The 21,208-nt window shown below is 58.8% G+C and carries 19 protein-coding genes and 1 tRNA gene; 16 read left to right on the forward strand and 4 right to left on the reverse strand.

Going from position 1 to position 21,208, the window contains the following annotated elements; all coding sequences use genetic code 11:
- Positions 1–87 precede the first annotated feature (87 nt).
- From AC13CY_RS16070 to AC13CY_RS16100, 7 genes are all read left to right on the forward strand, one after another.
- A complete protein-coding gene (locus AC13CY_RS16070) occupies positions 88–1,581 on the forward strand; it encodes a putative bifunctional diguanylate cyclase/phosphodiesterase (protein WP_287836689.1) in 1,494 nt (497 codons plus the stop codon).
- 9 nt (positions 1,582–1,590) lie between these two features.
- Complete coding sequence (locus tag AC13CY_RS16075; RefSeq protein ID WP_062360488.1) at positions 1,591–1,863, forward strand: GIY-YIG nuclease family protein; 273 nt, start codon at positions 1,591–1,593, stop codon at positions 1,861–1,863.
- 13 nt (positions 1,864–1,876) lie between these two features.
- Positions 1,877–2,920: a histone deacetylase family protein gene (locus AC13CY_RS16080; protein WP_483052800.1), complete on the forward strand. Its 1,044-nt coding sequence runs from the start codon at positions 1,877–1,879 to the stop codon at positions 2,918–2,920.
- A gap of 109 nt (positions 2,921–3,029) precedes the next feature.
- On the forward strand, positions 3,030–3,416 hold the full coding sequence (locus AC13CY_RS16085; protein ID WP_483052801.1) for a hypothetical protein: 387 nt from the start codon (positions 3,030–3,032) through the stop codon (positions 3,414–3,416).
- Between the two features lie 32 nt (positions 3,417–3,448).
- Positions 3,449–5,128, forward strand: a complete 1,680-nt coding sequence (locus AC13CY_RS16090) for a VRR-NUC domain-containing protein (protein WP_483052802.1) — start codon at positions 3,449–3,451, stop codon at positions 5,126–5,128.
- Positions 5,125–7,386 (forward strand): ATP-dependent DNA helicase, encoded by a 2,262-nt coding sequence (locus tag AC13CY_RS16095; protein WP_483052803.1) that lies wholly within the window; start codon positions 5,125–5,127, stop codon positions 7,384–7,386. Before AC13CY_RS16090 ends, AC13CY_RS16095 begins: the two co-directional genes overlap by 4 nt.
- A gap of 31 nt (positions 7,387–7,417) precedes the next feature.
- Entirely contained in the window at positions 7,418–8,197 is a 780-nt protein-coding gene (locus AC13CY_RS16100; RefSeq protein WP_044628782.1) for a sulfite exporter TauE/SafE family protein, read from the forward strand.
- Positions 8,198–8,260: 63 nt separating this feature from the next.
- Here the strand turns inward: AC13CY_RS16100 and AC13CY_RS16105 are convergent.
- Positions 8,261–8,337: transfer RNA gene (locus AC13CY_RS16105), tRNA-Pro, on the reverse strand.
- 111 nt (positions 8,338–8,448) lie between these two features.
- Complete coding sequence (gene ispB / locus AC13CY_RS16110) at positions 8,449–9,453, reverse strand: octaprenyl diphosphate synthase (protein ID WP_062360498.1); 1,005 nt, start codon at positions 9,451–9,453, stop codon at positions 8,449–8,451.
- Between the two features lie 293 nt (positions 9,454–9,746).
- Here ispB and rplU point away from each other — a divergent pair, with 293 nt between their 5' ends.
- The 4 genes from rplU to proB all read left to right on the forward strand — a co-directional run bounded on the left by rplU (position 9,747) and on the right by proB (position 12,907).
- The gene (gene rplU, locus AC13CY_RS16115) at positions 9,747–10,058 is read left to right on the forward strand and encodes a 50S ribosomal protein L21 (protein WP_016915863.1); all 312 of its coding nucleotides are present in this window, start codon (positions 9,747–9,749) and stop codon (positions 10,056–10,058) included.
- Positions 10,059–10,088: 30 nt separating this feature from the next.
- A complete protein-coding gene (gene rpmA / locus AC13CY_RS16120) occupies positions 10,089–10,346 on the forward strand; it encodes a 50S ribosomal protein L27 (protein WP_030071394.1) in 258 nt (85 codons plus the stop codon).
- A 170-nt stretch (positions 10,347–10,516) separates the two neighbouring features.
- Positions 10,517–11,707, forward strand: a complete 1,191-nt coding sequence (gene cgtA / locus AC13CY_RS16125) for an Obg family GTPase CgtA (RefSeq protein ID WP_062360500.1) — start codon at positions 10,517–10,519, stop codon at positions 11,705–11,707.
- A gap of 39 nt (positions 11,708–11,746) precedes the next feature.
- Positions 11,747–12,907: a glutamate 5-kinase gene (gene proB, locus AC13CY_RS16130; RefSeq protein ID WP_483052812.1), complete on the forward strand. Its 1,161-nt coding sequence runs from the start codon at positions 11,747–11,749 to the stop codon at positions 12,905–12,907.
- Between the two features lie 10 nt (positions 12,908–12,917).
- On the opposite strand, the gene AC13CY_RS16135 is transcribed toward proB, so the two are convergent.
- Together AC13CY_RS16135 and AC13CY_RS16140 are read right to left on the reverse strand one after the other, a co-directional pair.
- Complete coding sequence (locus AC13CY_RS16135) at positions 12,918–13,949, reverse strand: DUF1853 family protein (protein ID WP_058579733.1); 1,032 nt, start codon at positions 13,947–13,949, stop codon at positions 12,918–12,920.
- A gap of 216 nt (positions 13,950–14,165) precedes the next feature.
- On the reverse strand, positions 14,166–14,642 hold the full coding sequence (locus AC13CY_RS16140; RefSeq protein ID WP_054640965.1) for a PepSY domain-containing protein: 477 nt from the start codon (positions 14,640–14,642) through the stop codon (positions 14,166–14,168).
- 226 nt (positions 14,643–14,868) lie between these two features.
- Between AC13CY_RS16140 and AC13CY_RS16145 the strand changes: the two genes are divergently transcribed.
- From AC13CY_RS16145 to AC13CY_RS16165, 5 genes are all read left to right on the forward strand, one after another.
- Positions 14,869–15,177 carry a PepSY domain-containing protein gene (locus tag AC13CY_RS16145; RefSeq protein WP_058579742.1) on the forward strand — a complete coding sequence of 103 codons (309 nt, stop codon included), beginning with the start codon at positions 14,869–14,871 and terminating at the stop codon, positions 15,175–15,177.
- Between the two features lie 61 nt (positions 15,178–15,238).
- The gene (locus tag AC13CY_RS16150) at positions 15,239–15,913 is read left to right on the forward strand and encodes a winged helix-turn-helix domain-containing protein (RefSeq protein WP_058579734.1); all 675 of its coding nucleotides are present in this window, start codon (positions 15,239–15,241) and stop codon (positions 15,911–15,913) included.
- Positions 15,910–17,274 (forward strand): sensor histidine kinase, encoded by a 1,365-nt coding sequence (locus AC13CY_RS16155; RefSeq protein WP_172415833.1) that lies wholly within the window; start codon positions 15,910–15,912, stop codon positions 17,272–17,274. Before AC13CY_RS16150 ends, AC13CY_RS16155 begins: the two co-directional genes overlap by 4 nt.
- Positions 17,275–17,316: 42 nt before the next feature.
- Positions 17,317–19,239 (forward strand): metallophosphoesterase family protein, encoded by a 1,923-nt coding sequence (locus AC13CY_RS16160; protein WP_058579736.1) that lies wholly within the window; start codon positions 17,317–17,319, stop codon positions 19,237–19,239.
- Positions 19,240–19,358: 119 nt separating this feature from the next.
- Positions 19,359–21,113, forward strand: a complete 1,755-nt coding sequence (locus tag AC13CY_RS16165; protein WP_058579737.1) for a bifunctional diguanylate cyclase/phosphodiesterase — start codon at positions 19,359–19,361, stop codon at positions 21,111–21,113.
- Positions 21,114–21,208: the final 95 nt, after the last annotated feature.

Genomic DNA, 21,208 nt, shown 5'->3' on the forward strand with positions numbered 1-21,208 from the left:
GGGGTTAGCCTGTGGAGCGACCGGAGCGGAGGGCAGCGGCCTAGCTGCTATCTAGTGAAGGCGTGTGGAAGCAGGAAGGTTCTGGGGGTGATCTCAGAACCCTCGCCCAAAGCGCGAAGCGCGGCGGGCGGGGAGTGTCAGCGCAAAGATGGCACGCCGTTCTGGAACGACTTATATGTGTCTCCAGTGCGGGATGACCAAGGGCATATCACCCACTTTGTAGGTGTACAGCACGATATCTCACAGCATAAAGCTTATGAGGCACGCCTTGCTTATCATGCCACCCACGATGACCTCACTCGCTTACCCAACCGTATGCAGTTTGAAGAAAAGCTGCATCAACGGTTCGCCCATGCCCAAGAAAGTGGTGAGCGCATTAGCGTGTTGTTTGTAGATCTAGATGATTTCAAGCCAATCAATGACACGCTAGGGCACGCAGTGGGCGACCAAGTATTGATAGAGGTCGCTAAGCGCCTGCATGCTGCCCTGCGGCAAGCGGATACGGTTGCCCGGCTAGGGGGCGATGAATTTGTACTACTGCTTACTAATATCGTTGATAAAGGGCAAGTGATTGACGTGGCGGAGCGTTTATTGCCAGCGCTCGCTAAGCCTTACTGCATCGATGGCCATGAGCTGTATTTGACCGCCAGCGTGGGTATTGCCATGAGCCAGCCCGATACTCCCCAGCCACAAACCCTGATTCAGCAAGCGGATATGGCGATGTACAAAGCCAAGCAGCAAGGCCGTAACGCCTATGCGTGGTTCAGCCACGACATCAACGAAGTGGCCAACGAGCGGGTCAGCCTGCGTAACGACCTGCAGGAAGCCATCGACCACCAAGGCTTTGAATTGCATTATCAGCCGCTGTTTAACCGGCATGGGCGAATCGACAGCGTGGAAGCACTGCTGCGCTGGCCGCACCCTATTAAAGGTTATATTTCCCCTGCCCGCTTTATTCCCTTGGCGGAGGCTACTGGGCAAATTATGCCGATTAGCGAATGGGTGCTGCAGCGGGCCTGTAAGGATATGCTCAAGTTGCAGCGCAGCGGGTTGGGGGAGCTGCGGGTCGCGGTGAATCTTTCGCCTTTGCAGTTCCACCGTGACAGTTTTCTAGCCACGCTGCGTCAAACGTTATTGGATACTGGATTGCCAGCAGAGCAGTTGGCCCTAGAGTTGACCGAAGGCATCCTGATGGATAATACCGACGCAGCAATCAATATTCTTAATGAGTTACACACTATGCAGGTCAGTGTGTCGATTGATGACTTTGGTACTGGCTACTCAAGTTTGAGCTATCTCAAGCACTTGCCGATCAGCACGATCAAAATTGATCGCAGTTTTATCAGTGAGATCACCAACAGCGACGGTGATTCAGCTATTGTGCAGGGGGTGATCTCCATGGCTCATCACCTAGGCCTTAATGTGGTGGCTGAAGGCGTGGAAACCAACGAGCAGCATCAGCGACTGTTGGCGTACCGCTGTGATTTATTCCAAGGTTTTGGGCTAGCGAAACCCATGCCGCTGGCAGAGCTTGAGCGTTTAATGGCCGAACAGGAAGTGTCTACCTCTACGAACAGCTAACGAGCCGCTATGGAAAACACAGCCACTTCTCCATGGTATTTGTACCTGCTTGAGTGTAGGCGCGGTACCTATGTAGGGATTACTAACAACCTCGCCAAACGCTACCAAGCCCACGCGACGGGTAAAGGCGCGCGCTATACCCGGGCAAACCCGCCACTAGCGTTACTGGGCGCGCAACCCTTTGCCGACCGTGCCGCTGCCAGCCGTGCTGAGTATCAGTTAAAGCAGCAGACCCCAGCCCAAAAGCGTCGCTGGGCAGCTGACTGGCCGTATCACGCATAAAGAAGGAAACCGCATGCTAACGTTTTTTTCCGAAGGTAGCCGCCAGCGCCAAGCCCGTAGCGAACTCCACGATGGCGCTTTAGTTACCCCCTTTGAGTGCCCCGAGCGGATGGATTTGGTATTGGCTGCCTTGAGCAAAGCCGCGTTTGAAGTTCGTTCGCCCAGTGACTACGGCCTTGCGCCCGTGCTGGCGGTTCACGATGCTGATTACGTCGCGTTCTTGGAAAACTGCTGGCAGGCATGGCAAGCGGCGGGCCACGCGGGCGAGGCCATCCCCAATATCTGGCCAGCCCGTACGATGCGCGGTGACCGTATTCCCCAGTCGGTGAGCGGCCAGTTGGGCTACTACGCCCTTGCTGCTGAAACTTCGATTACGGAAGGCACCTTTGCCGCTGCCATGGCAAGTAAAGATACCGCGCTGGCGGCAACCGATCATACCCTCGCTACTGGTGAGCCGACCTTCGGCCTGTGCCGTCCGCCGGGCCACCACGCGGCGGTGGATCAATTCGGCGGCTACTGCTTTTTTAATAATGCCGCCATCGCTGCCCAGCGCGCGCTGGACGCTGGCAAGCGCCGTGTCGCGATTCTCGACGTGGATTTTCATCACGGTAACGGCACCCAGCAGATCTTCTATCGCCGTGACGACGTGCTGTTCGCCTCGCTCCACGGCGACCCTGACGTGACCTTCCCTTACTTTTCGGGCTACAGCGACGAAACCGGCGAAGGAGTAGGTGAAGGCTTCACGATCAATTACCCGCTGCCGCCGGGCACCTCCGTTGCGACGTGGATGGCCGCGTTGGATGAGGCGCTGGCGCATATCCATAGAGCAGAGTGTGAATTGCTGGTGGTATCGCTGGGTGTGGATATTTTTGAAGGTGACCCGATCAGCGCCTTTACCTTTCAGCACGTCGACTTTATTGCCCTTGGGCAACGTCTCGCGGCCGCTGGGCTACCCTGCGTGTTTTTAATGGAAGGGGGCTACGCCGTTGAGGATATCGGGGTCAACGTGGTGAACGTCTTACAAGGGTTTGAGGAGGTCATGCAGGGCGCGAAATAAGGCATTAAGGTGACAGTTGCACGAAATTCGGGCAGTCTTATGCCTTTTTGGCCTATGCTATAGGTCGTTTTCTCTTTTTTAATTTGATCGTTCAACGCGGGAGCGGCACGTGGCAGTTTACGGCGGTATTCAGGCACATGAAGTGGAGCGTTGGCTAAATGCCCTCACCAACGCGGCCTATGACCGACGCTGCCCGCTTTCCAAAGTGCACGGGGGAAACGCCCGTGCTCGCACTGCCCGCCAGGATTTGCTTCACCTGGCGACCGCGTTTCGAGGCGGCGAACGCAGTCGCGACGCCGTGGCCGATGGCCTCAGCCGCTGGTGCCAGCACTATCTCACCGAAGCAGAGTGGTATGTGCTGGTCGGCGGGCGCAGGCCAGCTGCCCAAGCGAAGCCTGCCCCGCGCGTGAGCGAGCCATCCTCTGACACACCGAACGCCGACGAGCAAGCCGCTGACGATGCCTTGGAAGTGCTTTACCAACACCGCGTGGGTTAACCCACGACTGCTTGCACTGTTACAATGGATGCATGAACAGTGCCTCTGCCGCTCCGGCGACCGCCTCCCTCGATGATCCTGTCTACTACTTAGCGAATTTTCGCTTTGTAGTCGCGTGGGTGCAGGCGCGCCACGGAGATTTACTCAGTGCCGATGAGCATCACACGCTCCAGCAGTGGTCGCAGCTGCCCCGCGCTTCTCAAGCGCTGTTAGTGCGGATGGTGATGCGTAAGGGCGAGCTGTTTCGCGTGGATAAGCTCAGCTACCCCGAAATTGGCGATACCCATCTGGCGTTGGCACCGCTGATGGCGCTTGGCTGGGTGGATGACGCGCCGCTGTTAAACGTGAAGGAACTGTTTCGGCTGCTGCGCTTAAGCGAGCTGCGCCACGCCTTGCAAGCTCCTATCAGCGCCGCTGGGCTGTCGTCTAATGCCACCAAAACGGCGCTCCAAGCCGCGTTAATGCCGGTGCTTACCGATTCAATACCGCTGCGCCAGTGGTGGCCTGCCGCAACAACGCACATCGTGCGGCTCAACGTCATGGCGCTGTGCGACCGCCTGCGGCTGATGTTCTTTGGCAACCTGCGCCAAGATTGGGCTGAGTTCGTGCTCACCGAGCTTGGCTTGCAGCGTTTTGAACAAGTGCCGCTGACCGCAGAGTCTCGCGCGTTTCAGCGCCGGGAAGAGGTGGATACCTACCTCACGCTGCACCGCCTGCGCGAGCGCCTGGAGAGCGGCGAGCCGCCAGATCGACTGGCCGCTGATGTGCCCGCAGCCTCCGGCAACCGCTGGCTAGACGCACGCCGTTCGCGGCTGCTGCTGACCCTGGGGCAAACGGCGGAACGCAGCGGTGAAGCAGAACAAGCGCTTTTGCTGTACGCCGAATCGACTAACAGCGAGGCACGCATACGCAGGCTGCGAGTATTGGAACGCCTGAAGCGCTACTCAGAAGCTTATGAACTCGCTCAGGCCGCGCGCGAGCAGGCGAGAGAGAGCGAAACCCAAGCGCTTGGGCGCTTGTTGCCGCGCTTGGCGCGCAAGTTGAACCAGCCCGCCCCCCAGGTAGTGAAAGCAGCCGAGGCCCCGACCTACGTGCTGGAGCTTCCTGGCCCTCAATCGGTAGAGCGCGCCGTTGCCGAACACTTATCCACCGCCAGTACTCCGGTGTTCTATGTGGAAAACTGCCTAATTACCGGGCTTTTTGGCCTGTTGCTCTGGCCAGCGATTTTCAAACCGCTGCCGGGGGCGTTTTTTCATCCGTTTCATAGTGGGCCTGCGGATTTGTACCGCGAGGACTTTGTTCGCCAGCGCCAAGCCGAGATCGACGCCTGCCTGGCGCAGCTAGACGACGGGCGCTACCGCGAGACGATGCGAGCGACTTGGCACGCGAAGCAGGGCATTACCTCGCCGTTTGTGCACTGGGGTGTCTTGAGCGAACCGCTGTTAACAGCCGCGCTTAGCTGCCTGCCCGCCGCGCACCTACGCGCCTGCTTTATCCGCTTGCTAAGTGACCTAAAGCACAATCGGGCAGGCCTGCCGGATCTTATTCAGCTAATGCCCGATGCGCCCGCCGGGAAGCCTCGCTACCGTATGATCGAAGTGAAAGGCCCCGGTGACCGTCTGCAGGATAACCAGCGCCGCTGGATTGATTTCTTCTGCCGCCACGACATGCCGGTTGAGGTGTGCCACGTGCGCTGGCAGCCCACTTCATGAGCCGCTATCGGGTCGCGGTGCGTACGCTGTGCGATTTCACCGCACGCCAAGGCGACCTCGACCACCGTTTTACCCCCGCTCCCAGCGCCCAAGAGGGCATTGAAGGCCACGCGCTGGTGGCCAAACGGCGGGAAAACATAGCGGGCTACCTGGCCGAATTACCGCTCTCCGGCGAATATCAGGGGCTACGCGTGGCGGGCCGCGCCGATGGCTTCGATGTGGCGGCGAATTGCGTTGAAGAGGTCAAGACCCATCGCAGCAGCCTAGCGCGCATGGCGGATAACCAGCGAGCACTGCATTGGGCTCAGGTGAGGGTATACGGCGCGCTGCTCTGCGCCGAGCGCGGCCTTTCACACATCACGCTGGCGCTGGTGTACCTGGATATTGCCAGCGGCCAGGAAACCCGGCTGACGCTTGATGCCCGTGCCGAGGAGCTAGCGGCGTTTTTTGCCGACCAGTGCCAGCGCTTTTTAGCCTGGGCCGAGCAGGAGGCCGCCCACCGCGAGTGCCGCGATGCGTGGCTCGCCACGCTGACCTTTCCCCACGTGGACTTTCGTCCAGGGCAGCGGGCGTTGGCCGAAGATGTGTTCAAAGCCGCCAGCACCGGACGCTGCCTGCTGGCCCAAGCGCCCACCGGCATTGGCAAAACCCTGGGCACGCTGTTTCCCATGCTCTCCGCGATGCCCCGCCAGCGGCTCGACCGCATCGCTTTTCTCACTATGAAAACCCCTGGCCGCCGCCTCGCGCTGGATGCCTTGGCGAGCCTAGATGCCCCCGCGCAGCCGTTGAAGGTGCTGGAACTCGTCGCCCGCGATAAAGCCTGTGAATACCCCGGTACCGCCTGTCAAGGCGATGCCTGCCCTTTAGCAAAAGGGTTTTACGACCGTTTGCCTGCCGCCCGCCAAGCGGCGGTGGAAAAAGGCTGGCTAGCGCGCGATGCGCTGCGCGAAGTGGCGCTGGCGCATCAGGTTTGCCCCTACTATTTGGGTCAGGAGCTGGCCCGCTGGGCCGATGTGACGGTGGGGGATGTAAACCACTGGTTCGATAGCCACGCGCTGCTGCACGGGCTTGCTCAAGCCAACGACTGGCGAGTGGGGCTGCTGGTAGATGAGGCGCATAACCTGGTAGACCGTGCTCGCGGCATGTACAGCGCCGCGCTCTCCCAGCAGCGCTTGAGCTTCCTGCGCCGTCACTCCCCGCCCGCCTTAGCCAAGCCGCTGGCCCGCGTAGGCAGGCAGTGGCAGGCGCTCAATAAAGAGGTGGCCGCCCAAGCGCCGGAGCGGCGTTACCACTTGCTAGAAACGCTGCCCACCAAACTGGTGAGCGCACTGCATACCCTGGCCGGGGCTATCTCGGATTATCTCGTGGAGCACCCCGACGGCGCGAATCAGGCACTCCAGGAACTGCTGTTCGAAGCGCTTGCATTCTGCCGCTTGGCGGAATCGTTCGGCGACCACTCGCTGTGCGATTTGGAGATTCAAGGCAAGGGAAGTGCAGTGCTTGGGCTGCGCAATGTGATTCCGGCGGACTTTCTCGCCCCGCGCTTTAAGCGCGCCCACTGTACGGTGCTGTTTTCCGCCACGCTGTCGCCGTTTCACTACTACCGCGACTTACTGGGGTTACCGGAGTGCAGCGTATGGCGCGAGGTGGAATCTCCCTTCGTGGCGCAGCAGCTAGAGGTCCATGTGCGTAGCGATATCTCTACCCGTTACCATCAGCGCACGGCGTCGGTGCCTCCGATTGTTGCGACACTGGCGGCGCACTATCAGCACAAGCCGGGGCACTACCTGGCGTTTTTCAGCAGTTTTGCTTACCTCGAACAGGTGATGGACGCATTCGAGCAGGCGCACCCTGAGATTCCCGTTTTCGCGCAAACGCGCAGCATGCAGGAGCCTGAGCGTGAGGCGTTTTTGGCGCGCTTTGCCCCCGGCGGTAAAGGCATCGGTTTTGCCGTGTTGGGTGGTGCCTTCGCGGAGGGCATTGACCTGCCCGGTGAGCGATTGATCGGTGCCTTTGTGGCAACACTGGGCTTGCCGCCGTTTAACGACTTTAACGAAGCGCTGAAAGCCCGATTGCAGGCGCGCTTTGGCCGGGGAGGCGACTATACCTACCGTATTCCTGGGGTGATCAAGGTGATACAGGCCGCTGGGCGAGTGATCCGCAGCCCCGACGATGAAGGGGTTGTGGTATTAATGGATGACCGTTTTGCCCATGCCCAGGTGCGCGCACTGCTGCCGCGCTGGTGGCAGTTAGTCTGATCCCATCACTGTAAGGAAACCTATCAACGCTATGGCAGATTTACTTTGGTATCAGTACGTGCTGATTGGGCTTATCTTTGCCTGGAGCGGTTTTGTGCGCACCAGTCTTGGCTTTGGTGGCGCGGTCTTGGCGCTGCCGTTTCTCCTGCTCGTCGTCAACGAACCATTGGTGTTCCTGCCGATTATTGCTATTCATCTGCTGATTTTTTCCAGTTGGATTGCCTGGAATGGGCATCGTCAGCTGCAGCAGGCGGGCAGCAGCGCTGCGGTTCAGAGCAACATCGACTGGGGCTATTTAGGCAAAGCGCTCAAGATCATGATCGTGCCCAAGCTGGTGGGGGTGGTTGGGTTGCTCACCCTGCCCGCCAATGTGATGACCAGTATTATCTTCGGTATCGTGATCATCTACGCCATCGGCTATGTGCTAAATAAGCCGTTTAGAAGTAACAATAAGTACGTGGATTATGTACTGCTGGGGCTGGGGGGCTACGTTAGCGGCACGTCGCTGATTGGCGCACCGCTGATTGTGTCCGTGTTCGCCACTCATGTCGCGAAAGAGCAGTTACGCGACACCATGTTTGTGCTGTGGTTTATTTTGGTCGTGATCAAAATGGTGTCGTTTGTGATTGCGGGCGTTGACCTACAGCTCATTCATCAACTGTGGCTGCTGCCCTGTGCCTTTATCGGCCACTTGCTTGGTGAAAAAGCCCACCGCTACTTGCTTAATGCCGATACGGGGCTGTTTTTTCGCGTATTGGGCGCAGTGCTGATTGTGGTCAGTGTGGTAGGGCTGATTCACCCGCCGGGGTAACTTGCACACAAACAAAAACGGCCACTTGCTCTAAAAGCTAAGTGGCCGTTTTCATTGAATTCTTGGTCGGAATAGCAGGATTCGAACCTACGACCTCTGCCTCCCGAAGGCAGCGCTCTACCAAGCTGAGCTATATTCCGAAAGTTGCTGAGGCGTGCCCAACAACGGGACGAATCATACGCAGGCGAAGGGCTTTTTTCAAGCCTCTTTTTTCACGCCCTTTCTTTGTACAACGCGAAAAGCGTTGTCGGTTACGCTTGGCGATCTACGGCTAAGCGGGCAAGTTGAGCCATGCTATCGCGATAAGGGCTAGGGGGCAGGGCATCCAGTTCGGCTAGCGCTTTATCCGCCATCTCTTCTGCCCGTACGCGGGTGTACGCCAGCGCCCCGGTGTCGTGAATAATCGCCAGTACGTCGTCTAGCTGTTCAAGACCGCCTTTGCGAATCACCTGACGAATCAGCTTGGCTTGCTCAGGAGTGCCGCGCTCCATGGCGTGAATGAGCGGTAGCGTGGGCTTGCCTTCGGCCAAGTCGTCGCCAACGTTTTTGCCCATCGCCTCGGCGTCGCCTTGATAGTCCAGCAAGTCGTCAATCAGTTGGAAAGCGAGACCCAGGTAGCGGCCGTAATGCTGCAGGGCGCGCTCCTGCTCCGGCGTAGCTTCGGCGAGCACCGCGCCGCTGTGGGAGGCGGCTTCAAACAGCATCGCGGTTTTACCCTGGATGGTCTCGAAGTAATCCGCCTCGGAAATACTGGGGTTGCCAATGTTGGTCAACTGCAGCACTTCACCTTCTGCGATCACGCAGGTGGCTCCGGATAGGATCGCCATGATGCGCATGGAGCCTACATCCACCATCATCTGGAACGAGCGGGAGTAGAGGAAATCACCCACCAGCACGGAAGGCGCATTGCCCCAGGCGTCGTTGGCGGTTTTCTTGCCACGGCGCATGTGCGACTCATCCACCACGTCATCGTGCAACAGAGTGGAGGTATGCATAAACTCGATCAGCGTGGCGAGGGTAATATGCTTGTCGCCCTCGTAGCCCAACGAGCGCGCTGCCAACAGTACCAGTAGCGGGCGCAGGCGTTTACCGCCGCTTTCGATGATGTACTGGCCGATGGTTTCCACCAGCGGCACGCGAGAATTCAACTGCGTCACAATGGTGCGGTTGACGGCCTCAAAATCGTCGGCCACCACGGCGTGCAGCGGTGAAGGCGAAGGGCTGGCAGGCGGGATTGAGGAGACGTTGGCTGTCATGGGTTCCGTTCATCGCGGCAGGTAAGAGTGGAGCTCATGCTATGGGGCTGCCTGTAAGGCGTCAAGGCATAGCCGCGCTAAGCAGGCCCAGGCCGGCGTTTGGAAGATTGACAAGCCCCGGTGGCCTTGTGGTATGAAGCGATAGTCGTTATAATCCGCGACCCACTCATCATGCTCCCTGTCAGATGGCTGCCAAAAGAGGCGCCACTCGCAGCAGGTCGATAAGAGCGGAAGGCGATGAGCGTTGGTTACGCGGGGCGTAACCGGCATTAACGACAAGTCCGGAGAGCGACATGTACGCAGTTATTAAAAGCGGTGGTAAACAGTACCGCGTTCAAGAAGGTCAAACCCTCAAGCTCGAGAAAATCGAAGTCGCTACCGGCGAAACGATTGAGTTTGATGAAGTGCTGCTGGTTGCAGACGGCGATGACGTAAACATTGGCGCACCTTTCATTAGCGGTGCCAAAGTTTCCGCTGAAATCGTTTCCCACGGCCGTGGCGATAAAGTGACGATCATCAAATTCCGTCGCCGGAAGCACCACATGAAGCGTCAGGGCCACCGTCAGTGGTTCACTGAAGTCAAAATTACCGGAATTTCTGCGTAAGCAGCCAATTCCCTTTAGGAGGATTTTGCAATGGCACATAAAAAGGCAGCCGGCTCCACGCGTAACGGTCGCGATTCCGAATCCAAACGCCTTGGTGTGAAACTCTTCGGTGGCCAAGCGGCAACCGCAGGTAACATCATCGTTCGTCAGCGTGGCACTCGTTTCCACGCAGGCACTGGCGTTGGCCTGGGTCGTGATCACACGCTGTTCGCTCTGAACGACGGCTTCGTGAAGTTCGAGACCAAAGGTCCGAACAACCGTAAATTCGTCAGCATCGTTTCTGCCTAAGCAACCTCGGTTGCTTTGAGTAAGTTGGTTGGTATGACTTATGCAGTGCGAAGATGACGAAAGAAAAGCCCCGCCATGGCGGGGCTTTTTTGTCTTTTCGATCCCTTTTGCCCGCATGAGGCGGGTGGGGATAGTGCAGTGAGGGCGGCGGAAGCGGCCGGGAGAATCCAATGCAGTTCGTCGATGAAGCCTCGATTATTGTTGAGGCAGGTAAAGGCGGCAATGGCTGTCTGAGCTTTCGCCGCGAGAAATATGTGCCCAAGGGTGGCCCCGATGGTGGTGATGGCGGCCACGGTGGCAGCGTTTATCTGATTGGTGATGACTCGCTCAACACCTTGATTGATTTCAAATTTCAGCGCTTCTACAAAGCTGAAAATGGGCAAGGCGGCATGGGCCGCCAGATGAGCGGTAAAGCTGGTGAAGACCTGCACGTCAAAGTGCCGGTAGGCACCACGGTGATTGATGAAGACACCCTTGAGGTGATTGCCGACGTGACCGAAATTGGTCAGGTCGTGCTGGTAGCAGAAGGCGGCCGCCGTGGGTTAGGGAATATTCACTTTAAATCCTCCACCAACCGTGCGCCTCGGCGCACCACGCCGGGCACCGAAGGCGACCGTCGCAACCTGCGCCTGGAAATGAAAGTGATGGCGGATGTGGGCCTGCTGGGCATGCCCAACGCCGGTAAGTCGACGCTGATTCGTTCGGTCTCTGCGGCCAAGCCCAAAGTGGCTAACTACCCGTTCACTACGCTGGTGCCAAACCTGGGCGTGGTGAAGCTGGGGATGCATGAGCACTTTGTAATGGCCGACGTACCGGGGCTGATTGAAGGTGCCTCCGACGGTGCTGGCCTGGGGCTGCGCTTCTTGAAGCACCTGACCCGCACGCGGCTGCTGTTCCACGTGGTTGATGTGGCGCCGTTTGATGAGTCCGACCCGGTGGAAGCCGCGCAGGCGATTATTCACGAGCTTGGTCAGTTCTCTCCGGCGCTCTCCGAGCGGCCCCGCTGGCTGGTGTTGAACAAGTTCGACCTGCTGCCGGAAGAGGAGCGCGAGGCGCGCGCCCAGGCGATCATTGATGCGCTGAACTGGGATGGCCCCGTCTTCCGTATTTCGGCGATCAGCAATGAAGGCACCGATAAGCTGGTGCAAGCCGCTTACCGCTGGCTCACCGAGCAGCAGCGCTTAGAAAACGAAGACGAAGAGGCCCATGCCCGCGAGCAGGAGATGCGCCGTCGCATGGAAGAGGAGTCGGTGGCCCGTACCGAAGCCCGCCTTGGCCGTCGTCGTAAGCGCGATGATGAAGAAGACGATGACGATTTCGACGACGATGATTACGATGTCGAAGTGGAGTACGCCCCGTAAGCCAGCGGCGTACTAGCTAGGATAAATCGCGTGAGCGCAATGGAGTGGGAGAGTCGCGACGTGGAAAGCAACGAGCAGTTGCCGGGCCGTGAGGCGCTGAGTAGCGCCCGCCGGGTAGTGGTCAAAATTGGCAGCGCGCTGCTCACTAATGATGGTCGTGGGCTGGACGAAGCGGCCATTGGCGGCTGGGTGGATCAAATTGCCGCCCTGCATCAGCAGGGTAAAGAGGTGGTGCTGGTCTCCTCCGGTGCGGTGGCAGCTGGCATGGTGCGCCTGGGCTGGCAGGCACGCCCCAGCGCCGTGCACGAGCTGCAGGCGGCCGCCGCCGTGGGCCAAAATGGCCTGACTCAGTGCTACGAGCAGCACTTTGCGCGCCACGGCATGCTCACCGCGCAGATTCTGCTTACCCACGACGACCTCTCTAACCGCAAGCGCTACCTGAATGCGCTCTCGGCATTGCGCACGCTGGTCGAAATGCGCGTGGTACCGGTGATCAACGAAAACGATACCGTCGTCACCGACGAGATCCGCTTTGGCGATAACGACACTCTCGGCGCGCTGGTGGCGAACTTGCTGGAGGCCGATGCGCTGCTGCTGCTCACCGACCAGGAAGGCCTGTTCGATGCCGACCCCCGCCATAATCCTGACGCCACGCTGATTACTGAGGGGCGTGCTGACGACCCCCGCTTGGCCGCCGTGGCAGGCAGCGGCGGAGCGTTGGGCCGGGGAGGGATGAGCACCAAGGTGCGCGCTGCCCAGCTCGCGGCGCGTTCCGGCGCGGTAACCGTGATTGCCAGCGGTCGCCAGCCGCAGGTAATTACTCGGGTAATGAATGGTGAAGCACTCGGCACGCTGCTGCGCCCGGATCAAGCCCCTATGGCAGCGCGCAAGCGCTGGCTAGCGGGTCAGCTTCAGGTGCGCGGTACGCTGGTGCTGGATGCGGGCGCGGTCAACGTGCTGCGTGGTAAAGGCTCTAGCCTGCTGGCCGTTGGCGTGCGTGACGTGCAGGGCAGTTTTAAGCGCGGCGACATGGTGCTGTGTGTGGATGAGCAGGGCACTCGCGTGGCCAAGGGCTTGGTCAATTACGGGGCCGACGAAGCTCGCCAGCTAGCGGGCCAGCCAAGCCACCAAATCGAAGCCATCCTTGGTTACGTGGAAGCCCACGAGCTGATTCATCGCGATAATCTCGTGGTGGTATAAGGCGGGTGGATTAACCACGCCGCTTAGGCGGTAGCGGTACCTGGCGCGGCCAGTCGTTGGGTACCACCATCAACCGCGTTAGCAGTCTCTCCTGGCTACTATTTTCCTGGCAACTCTTTTCCCAGTAGTTCTCTTCCCAGCAGTTCTCTCCTCCCTTCGGGTCGTACAGCATCACTTGCTGCGGCCCGTAGCGGTTGACCTGTGTCATCACGGCCTCCATCCGCTCATTGGCGTTGCCAAATGCGTCGAGCGATGGCGGCGCTAACCAGTGGGGCTTTGCTAGCCACGCGACTTTTAGCGCCGTGCTGTAGCGTTGGGCCACGCTGGGCCAAGCGTGTTGATGGCACCACCACCCCCGCCGATGCTCGGCCGTTGCCCCGACAGGCGGTGGCAAATTGGCCTGCCATGGATAAAACAGTACGCCGGGCATGGCAAGCTGCTGAGTCAGCAGGTTGCTTAGCGTGGTCGCTTCGCCCGTATCTCTGGGCGTTAACCAGTGAGCAATATTCGCCTGCGCCGTGCGAGTACGGGAGAGCGGTAGCTGATGATGGAGCAGGTGGCTGCACTTCAAGGCCAAACTGTCCAAGCCACCGGGCCCAATCCAGCGGCTTTGGCTGTTGGCTTCGCCTGGCCCGTCGGGAAGCCCAAGATAAAACTTGATCGCTACTTCCAAATGCACCGGCACTGGGTTTGTCCGCGTGCGATAAAGCATATCCAGCTCGCCCAGCGTCGTGCGGCGTTGAGTAATACGCAGATTATTGGCCAGCAGGCGGGTATTAGGGGCGTTATCCAGTAACAGCTGCCACAGCCGCTCATGGTAGTGGCCCATGCGCGTCGCTAGCTTGCCATTCAGCGCCTCAACGCCGGGCAGTAGAGCGGTCAGCCACGTATGGTGATTGTCTGTAAGGCCCAGCGTTAAGCCTGTGGGCCGTCCAGGATAAGCGCCAAGGGTGACTAAATCGGGGGTTGCTAACAGCCAAGCGAGATCGCGCAGCACTGTATGGCGTATCGCGTCGCTGACACCTTCGGCGGAGGTCGTCAAAAAGTCTCTCCTATTCGCTAGCTTGAGAGGCGGCTGTGCTAACCGCCGGTGGCTACGCTAACGACATTCATGTGGGATGCCAATCAAATCCTAGTGAATGCGTAGGTACAAAAAAGCGGCGAGCCCGAAGGCCCGCCGCAGAGAGTGTATGAATAGAGTGTATTAACAGAGCGTACTAACAGAATGTACGGCTAGATGTACGAGACGCGAATGCGATTAGTCGCGATCCATCTGGGTGACTTCAAAAGAACCCTGGCGCAGGCTCAGTTCCAGCTCGCGACCGTTTTGCTCGCGGCCTTCAACATCGATGATGCCGCTTTTATCGATATCGATGCTTTCAAATTCGGTCATACCTTCCTGGCTGGCAGCATTGAGTGCTTGGCGAACGTCATCTTCGCTCATACCCCAGGCACCGGTAATCAGGCGCTTACGCTCTTCTTGCAGGGTGTCGCCGTTATCCATGGAGAAGTCCACATCGGCGTACCACTCATCGTCTAACCAGCCTTCTACTTCTACACGGCCACGGTCATCAACATTAATCTCTTCAAGCTGAGTGAACCCGTAGTCGGCAGCGTAGGTCAGAATGTCATCAATCCGGTCGACCGGCTGAGTGTCTGCCTGGGCGCTACCTGCAGCAGCGGCAAGCAGAAGAGCAGAAGTTGGGATCAGCAGCATTTTTTTCATAACGTTCATATCAAATTCCTTCTTTGCTTAGTGAATGCATTGTCGGATGATGCCTAACGAAGGTCAGTTAGCGAATGCGACAGGGTATTTATATCATTGTGGTTCTTTCCTTAACCTGACAAAGCTGTTCATCTAGCGTTCATGTTGCCTTTGGCATCCTACTGTTATGAAAAATACGTCTCTTCTCCCACTCAAGCAGCGCTCCTGGCAACGGCTCCCCTATAAGTTTGCGCTGATGTTGGCGTTGGTGCTCATGCTGATGCTGATGCTGATGGGTAGCGCGACCGGTGACCAACATTGGGAAGCGTTACACAGCGAGGTTCGGCGTGGTGATGTAGTGCCGTTGGAGACCATTCTTGACTGGCTGGACGCCCACTACATCGGTGATGTGTTGGAAGTCGAAATTGATCGTGATGACGGGCTGGTTGAGTATGAAATTAAGCTGCTTGGCCCCCAGGGGCAGGTAGTGGAGTTTGAGTTCGACGGTCACAGTGGCCAGCTTATGCAAATAGAGGGCGTGCGCATCCGCGAGATGCAGCGTTAAGACGTTTGCCTGCGTCCCCCACCTTCCTGCCTCCATTGGGTTTATTGATAAGGTTTTTTTGATGAAGTGTTTACTGGTAGAGGATGACCAGGCGCTTGCCCGTGAGCTGAGTCAAGCGTTGCAAGATGGTGACTGGATCGTTGAGCTGGCGGAAAACGGCCAGGAAGCAGATTTTTTGGTGCGCACGGAGGCGTACGATACGGTCATTTTGGATATTGGCCTGCCCGATGGCGATGGCACTCGCTGGCTCTCTTCTTGGCGGGAGGATGGTATTGATCTGCCGGTACTGATCTTAACGGCCCGTGAACGCTGGGCCGATAAAGCCGCTGGCTTTACCGCCGGGGCCGATGACTACGTCACCAAACCCTTTGAACCCGCCGAAGTGCTGTTTCGCCTGCGGGCCTTGGTGCGCCGTACCCATGGCCATGCGCACCCGGTGCTTAAAGTGGGCGAGCTTAGCCTGGATACTCACACCCAGCATGTCACCTTGGCGGGGCGTCCCGTGAGCTTAACCGCTCAGGAAACCCGCCTATTAAGCTACTTAATGCATGCCGCGCCGCGAGTGGTCAGCCGCAGCGAGCTGTCTGAGCACGTTTACGACCGTGACCACGAGCCCGACTCCAACGTCATTGATGTTCAGGTCAGTCGGTTGCGGCGCAAGCTAGGCGCGTGGCGCATTGCCACGCTGCGCGGTCAGGGGTATCGCCTGTTAGCCGATGAGCCGAGCGATTCATGAGCGCCGATGTGCTCTCTTGGAGTCAGCGCTGGGCTAGCCGCTCCATCAATCTACGCCTGCTGTTGGCGGTGCTGCTCATGGTGCTGCTGGCGCTGCCGGTTGCTGGTTGGCTATTGGCCCACCATTACCGCACCGCTGCGGTCAATGCGTTTGATGAACGGCTGGAAGCGACGCTCAATGTGGTGATTGCTGGGGTCACCTACGACCCGCTGAACCAGCAGCTGAACTATGAGCGCGCCCTGGGCGACTCGCGTTTTGACCATGTCTATTCCGGCTGGTATTGGCAAATCACCGATGAGGCGAACCGCTCGGTCGCATCGCGCTCGTTATGGGATCAGCGTTTGCCGGTGCTGGAGAGCGAGCGGGTGACCGCCCGCACGTTACCAGGCCCAAGGGGACAGCAGTTACGTGTCGTTGAACGCGATATTTATCTAGCGCCTTTAGAAACACCGCTGCACGTGAGCGTGGCTGCGCGGGACGATGATTTACGCGAAGATATTCAGGAGTTTCAGCAGATGCTGTGGCTGGGCCTGCTGGGCCTAGGGGCGCTGCTACTGGGCGTACTGGCGCTTCAGGTACGCTGGGGGTTAGCGCCGCTGCGGCGTATGAATGCTAACCTGCGCGAGGTGGAGCAGGGGCGAGCAGAGCAGTTAGAAACTCGTTTGCCCGACGAGCTGGCCACATTGGCAAAATCCATGAACGCCGTGCTGGCCCGTGACCAGCGGCTCATCGAACGGGGCCGCCACACGGCAGGTAACCTCGCTCACGCCCTAAAAACGCCGATTAGTGTGATGCGGCTGTTGGCCAAACAGCTACCGGGCGAGAGTCGCGATACCTGGGAGGCCGAGCTGTCGCGTATCGACAGTGCCGTGCGCCACCATCTGGCGCGAGCTTCCGCTGCGGGCGAGGGAGTACGCTTTGCTCCGGTGGCTCTCCAAGGCACACTGGCCCCGCTCATCACCGGGCTTGCCCGGCTAGCGCAGCGCCGCCATATTACCCTGCGCCAAACCGTGGATAGCGGCGTGCGGGTGCATATGGATGGTCAGGACCTGCAGGAGATGGTGGGTAATCTACTGGACAACGCCCTGCGCTGGGGCAAAAGCGATGTGCATATCCGCTTGCAGGCTCAAAGCGAGATGCTGTTGCTGGTTGTCAGCGATGACGGCCCCGGCATGACGCCGCAAGAGTGTCAAGCCGCTGTCCAGCGCGGCAGGCGGCTGGATGAGCAGCGCTCTGGCAGCGGATTGGGATTAGCCATCGTGACGGACCTTGTCACGCTTTATCATGGCCAGATGCGTCTTCAGCGCGCCGAGTCTGGCGGTTTAGAGGTAGTCATTGAACTGCCTGTGGTCGCTACTTAACGATCTTAAGAGCGATGCAACACACAGCACAGAGGGTGTGAAATGACACAAATCGCCACGACGTTACCCGACGTACTGGTTGGACCTTTGCTGCGTCGCCTCTCGCCGTCGCGGCTGATTTTATGGCTGGTAGCGACCCGTCCGCTGACCATGCTGCTCGTGCTGAACCCCGAGCAAGAGGAGCAGCAAACCCACGCGTTAGATAACGCCCACCAGCGCGTGGCGATTGGTCGGCATGCTTATATTCACTGTATCGACCTTTCGCTGCCCACCGCGCTGCCCACCGACACCCGCATTGCCTACGACCTGCAGGTACAAAGCACTGATGGCGCGTGGCAGCCCCTGCCGGAGTGGGCGCCGTGGCTATGCCACGATGACTATGACTACCCAGGGTTTGTGTTGGCCTCTCGCCACCACCGTCTGATGCACGGCTCCTGTCGTAAACCCCATCACGATAGCGCCGATGGCTTAGTGCGGGCCGATAACTGGATAGCCGAGCGCCAGGAGTCCCCTACCGAGTGGCCCGCTTGGCTGCTGATGACCGGCGACCAAGTGTACGTGGACGACGTGGCAGGCCCCATGCTGCGGGCGGTTCATGCGCTGATCGCCCGCCTGGGGCTGGTGGATGAGCTGCTTGAGGGCGCTACCGTCGATGACAGCCAAGCGCTGTATAACGCCCCGGAAAGCTACTACCACCGGGAAGCGCTGCTGCCGGATGTCACCAGCAACGCGGCGCTGCGTGAGCGCTTTTTTGGCGGCGTAAAAAAGCCGGTATTCACCTCGGCGAACGCCCAGAACCACCTGATGACGCTGGCCGAGATGCTCGCCATGTACTGCCTAGTGTGGTCGCCCGTGCCGTGGCAGGTGATTGCCTATGACGCCCCGGCGTTAGGCGAAAAAGATGCTGAGGCTTACCAGGAAGAGCAGGCGATCATCGAAGCGTTCGTAGAGGGTCTGCCTCAGTGCGCGCGGCTGATGGCCCACGTGCCCAGCCTGATGATTTTTGATGATCATGATGTCACCGATGACTGGAACCTGACTGCCGACTGGGAGCGCTGTGCCTACGGCCACCCGTTCTCAAAACGTATTATCGGCAACGCGCTGGTGGCGTACCTGCTCTGCCAAGGGTGGGGGAATGCGCCCGATAAACTTAATCCGTTGCTTCACCAAGCGATCACGCTGTTCGACGATGTCGGCCCGCTGAAGCCTGACCGCCAGGACGCGTTTATCGAGCGGCTGCTGCGCTTTCAGGGCTGGGAGTTTCAGGTGCCGGGCACGCCCGTACTCATTGTGCTGGACACCCGTACGCGCCGCTGGCGCAGCGAGCGCAGCCCCAACCGCCCGTCAGGCTTGATGGATTGGGAGGCGCTGATGGAGATGCAGCAGGCGCTGCTGGGTACTAAAAGCGCGGTGATCGTCTCGCCTGCGCCCATGTTTGGCGTCAAGCTGATCGAAAGTATCCAAAAACTCTTCACCCTGGCGGGCAAACCGCTGGTGGTGGATGCCGAGAACTGGATGGCGCACCGCGGTGCGGCCAACGTGCTGCTGCATATCTGGCGGCACTCCAAAACCCCCGGTAACTACGTGATCCTCTCCGGTGATGTTCACTACTCCTTTGCCTACGATATCGTCGTACGCCGCCAGAAGCGGGCTCCAAAGCTATGGCAAATCACTTCGAGTGGGGTGAAAAATACTTTTCCCAAGCAGTTGCTGAATACCTTCGACCGTTTGAACCGTTGGCTCTACGCGCCGTTATCGCCGCTGAACTGGTTCACCAAGCGGCGCAAGCTTAGCATCTACCCCCGGGACCCAGACCAAGCCAGCGCCGGAGAGCGGCTATGGAACGCCAGCGGCATTGGGCTGGTAAGCCTGGATGAGCAGGGCAAGCCCACGGATATTCGCCAGCTCGATGCCAGCGGTGGCGATGTGGTCTTTCCTCCCCCCAAGGTGCCTGTCGACTCGTAGAGAACCGCTGTCTGTCATACAAATGTCATCGCAATGACGCACGCTTGCTGCCCTAGAACCTTCCTCATGGAGCGTTACAAATCATAGGGATAGTGGACGTTTGATAGGGCAGCAGGCATATGACCGCACAAGAAGCGCAGTGGCTAAATAAAATTATTGCGGCAGAAGAGCTGCATGTGCTTTTCCAACCGATTGTGGACGCCAATCAGCAGGCCATTTATGGCTATGAAGCGCTGATCCGCGGGCCAAAAATGTCCCCGCTTCACTCCCCTCTGCGGCTATTTGATGTGGCGACCCAGGCTGGCCTGCTGGTTGAATTGGACTTGCTGTGTCGGCGGCTCGCCATTCGCCGCTTTGCCGAGCTTGAGCTGCCGGGGCTGTTGTTTCTCAACGTGATGCCGTTAACCATCGTGGAGCGTGACTTTCGCGAGGGGCTGACGCTGAGCTTTATTCAAGAGAGCGGCCTGCCCCCTGAGCGCGTGGTCATTGAGTTGACCGAGCACGTGCCCATTCACGACTACGAACTGATGCGTCAAGCGGTGGACCACTACCGCGATATGGGCTTTCAGGTGGCGCTGGATGATTTAGGGGCCGGGCACTCCAGCCTGCGCCACTGGTCAGAGCTGCGGCCCGACTTCGTCAAGTTAGATCGCCACTTTATCTCTGGTATTGATCAAGAGCCTGCCAAGCGCGAGTTTCTGCGCTCCATTTTGGATGTGGCGCGTAGTCTGGATTGCCAGCTCATTGCGGAAGGGGTCGAGACGGCTGCCGAGCATCTCTGCCTATGGGAGCTAGACCGCGGGTTGGCACTGCTGCAGGGGTTTTACTTTGCCCGGCCAAGCCTTCAGCCGCCCATGCAGCTCAATACGCTATTACCCGCGACGACCCAGCTAAAAAGCCCGGCAGGGCGCACTGCGCACTCTATTTTGCGCCCCATTGAGAGTGCATCCGCGACTTACTCGGTGCCAATGCTTGCCGAACGCTTTCGCGAAGACCCGCGTCTGCGCTGCGTGGCGGTGATCGAAGGGGGCGTACCCGTGGCGGTGGTGCGCCGCAATGCCTTCCTCACGCTGTTCACCAATCAGTACAGTCACGCGCTGTACGCCAAGCGCTGCGTGCTGGAGATTGCTGACCCTAAAATGATCGTCGCGGATGCGGATCTCTCCCTGGAGGCGCTTAGCCAGCAGCTCACCGACATCCGCGACATCGAACAGGAAGATTTCGTCATCGTCGATGGCGATGGTCAGTACCTGGGGATGGGGAATATCGTCGACTTGCTGCGAGAAATTACCGCGATTCAAGTGCGCCAAGCGCGCCATGCCAATCCGCTCACCGGGCTGCCCGGCAATATTCTGATCAACGAAACCTTGTCTTCGTATTTATCCCAAGGCAGCGGCTTTGCGGCGGCCTATGTGGATTTAGATAACTTCAAAGCGTTTAACGATGCCTACGGCTACGCCCGCGGCGACCACGTGATTATTTCGCTCTCAAGGCTGCTACAGGCCCAGGTAGAGAGTGCGGGTGGCTTTATCGGCCATATCGGCGGCGACGATTTCATGATGCTGCTACCTCTAGGGCACTGGGAAAGCGTCTGCCAGCAGATTCTCCACTCTTTCGAAGTGATGGCGCCTGGCTTTTACGAGGAGAGTGACCGTCTTCAGGGGGGGATTTCCATTGAAAGCCGCCAGGGCGGCGTGACATTCTTCCCCTTCGTCAGCGTCTCGATTGCCGTCAAGCCGATTACCGACCCCGCCCCTTGCAAGGCGCTGGAGATCGCCGCGCAGCTCTCGGAACTCAAGCGCCAGGCCAAGAAAACCGCGGGTAACAGCCTGTTTGTGGAGCGGCGCGGCTGCTGTGTAGGTGGCTGTCGCTAGGTTGTCACGCAGCCGTAATCAGGGCGTCACGAGAGTGTCCTGCCGCTGTCATATCAAAACATCACTATGGCGTTAACACTTCATAACTCGCTTAG

It is taken from the genome of Vreelandella sp. L-15, assembly GCF_056857635.1.

Coding starts and splice junctions, on each gene's coding strand:
- rpmA (WP_030071394.1), top strand. CDS start 10,089: ATGGCACATAAAAAGGCAGCCGGCTCCACGCGTAACGGTCGCGATTCC.
- AC13CY_RS16150 (WP_058579734.1), top strand. CDS start 15,239: ATGAAGTGTTTACTGGTAGAGGATGACCAGGCGCTTGCCCGTGAGCTG.
- AC13CY_RS16100 (WP_044628782.1), top strand. CDS start 7,418: ATGGCAGATTTACTTTGGTATCAGTACGTGCTGATTGGGCTTATCTTT.
- rplU (WP_016915863.1), top strand. CDS start 9,747: ATGTACGCAGTTATTAAAAGCGGTGGTAAACAGTACCGCGTTCAAGAA.
- cgtA (WP_062360500.1), top strand. CDS start 10,517: ATGCAGTTCGTCGATGAAGCCTCGATTATTGTTGAGGCAGGTAAAGGC.
- AC13CY_RS16160 (WP_058579736.1), top strand. CDS start 17,317: ATGACACAAATCGCCACGACGTTACCCGACGTACTGGTTGGACCTTTG.
- proB (WP_483052812.1), top strand. CDS start 11,747: ATGGAGTGGGAGAGTCGCGACGTGGAAAGCAACGAGCAGTTGCCGGGC.
- AC13CY_RS16080 (WP_483052800.1), top strand. CDS start 1,877: ATGCTAACGTTTTTTTCCGAAGGTAGCCGCCAGCGCCAAGCCCGTAGC.
- AC13CY_RS16145 (WP_058579742.1), top strand. CDS start 14,869: ATGTTGGCGTTGGTGCTCATGCTGATGCTGATGCTGATGGGTAGCGCG.
- AC13CY_RS16165 (WP_058579737.1), top strand. CDS start 19,359: ATGACCGCACAAGAAGCGCAGTGGCTAAATAAAATTATTGCGGCAGAA.
- AC13CY_RS16140 (WP_054640965.1), bottom strand. CDS start 14,642: ATGAACGTTATGAAAAAAATGCTGCTGATCCCAACTTCTGCTCTTCTG.
- AC13CY_RS16075 (WP_062360488.1), top strand. CDS start 1,591: ATGGAAAACACAGCCACTTCTCCATGGTATTTGTACCTGCTTGAGTGT.
- AC13CY_RS16095 (WP_483052803.1), top strand. CDS start 5,125: ATGAGCCGCTATCGGGTCGCGGTGCGTACGCTGTGCGATTTCACCGCA.
- ispB (WP_062360498.1), bottom strand. CDS start 9,453: ATGACAGCCAACGTCTCCTCAATCCCGCCTGCCAGCCCTTCGCCTTCA.
- AC13CY_RS16155 (WP_172415833.1), top strand. CDS start 15,910: ATGAGCGCCGATGTGCTCTCTTGGAGTCAGCGCTGGGCTAGCCGCTCC.
- AC13CY_RS16090 (WP_483052802.1), top strand. CDS start 3,449: ATGAACAGTGCCTCTGCCGCTCCGGCGACCGCCTCCCTCGATGATCCT.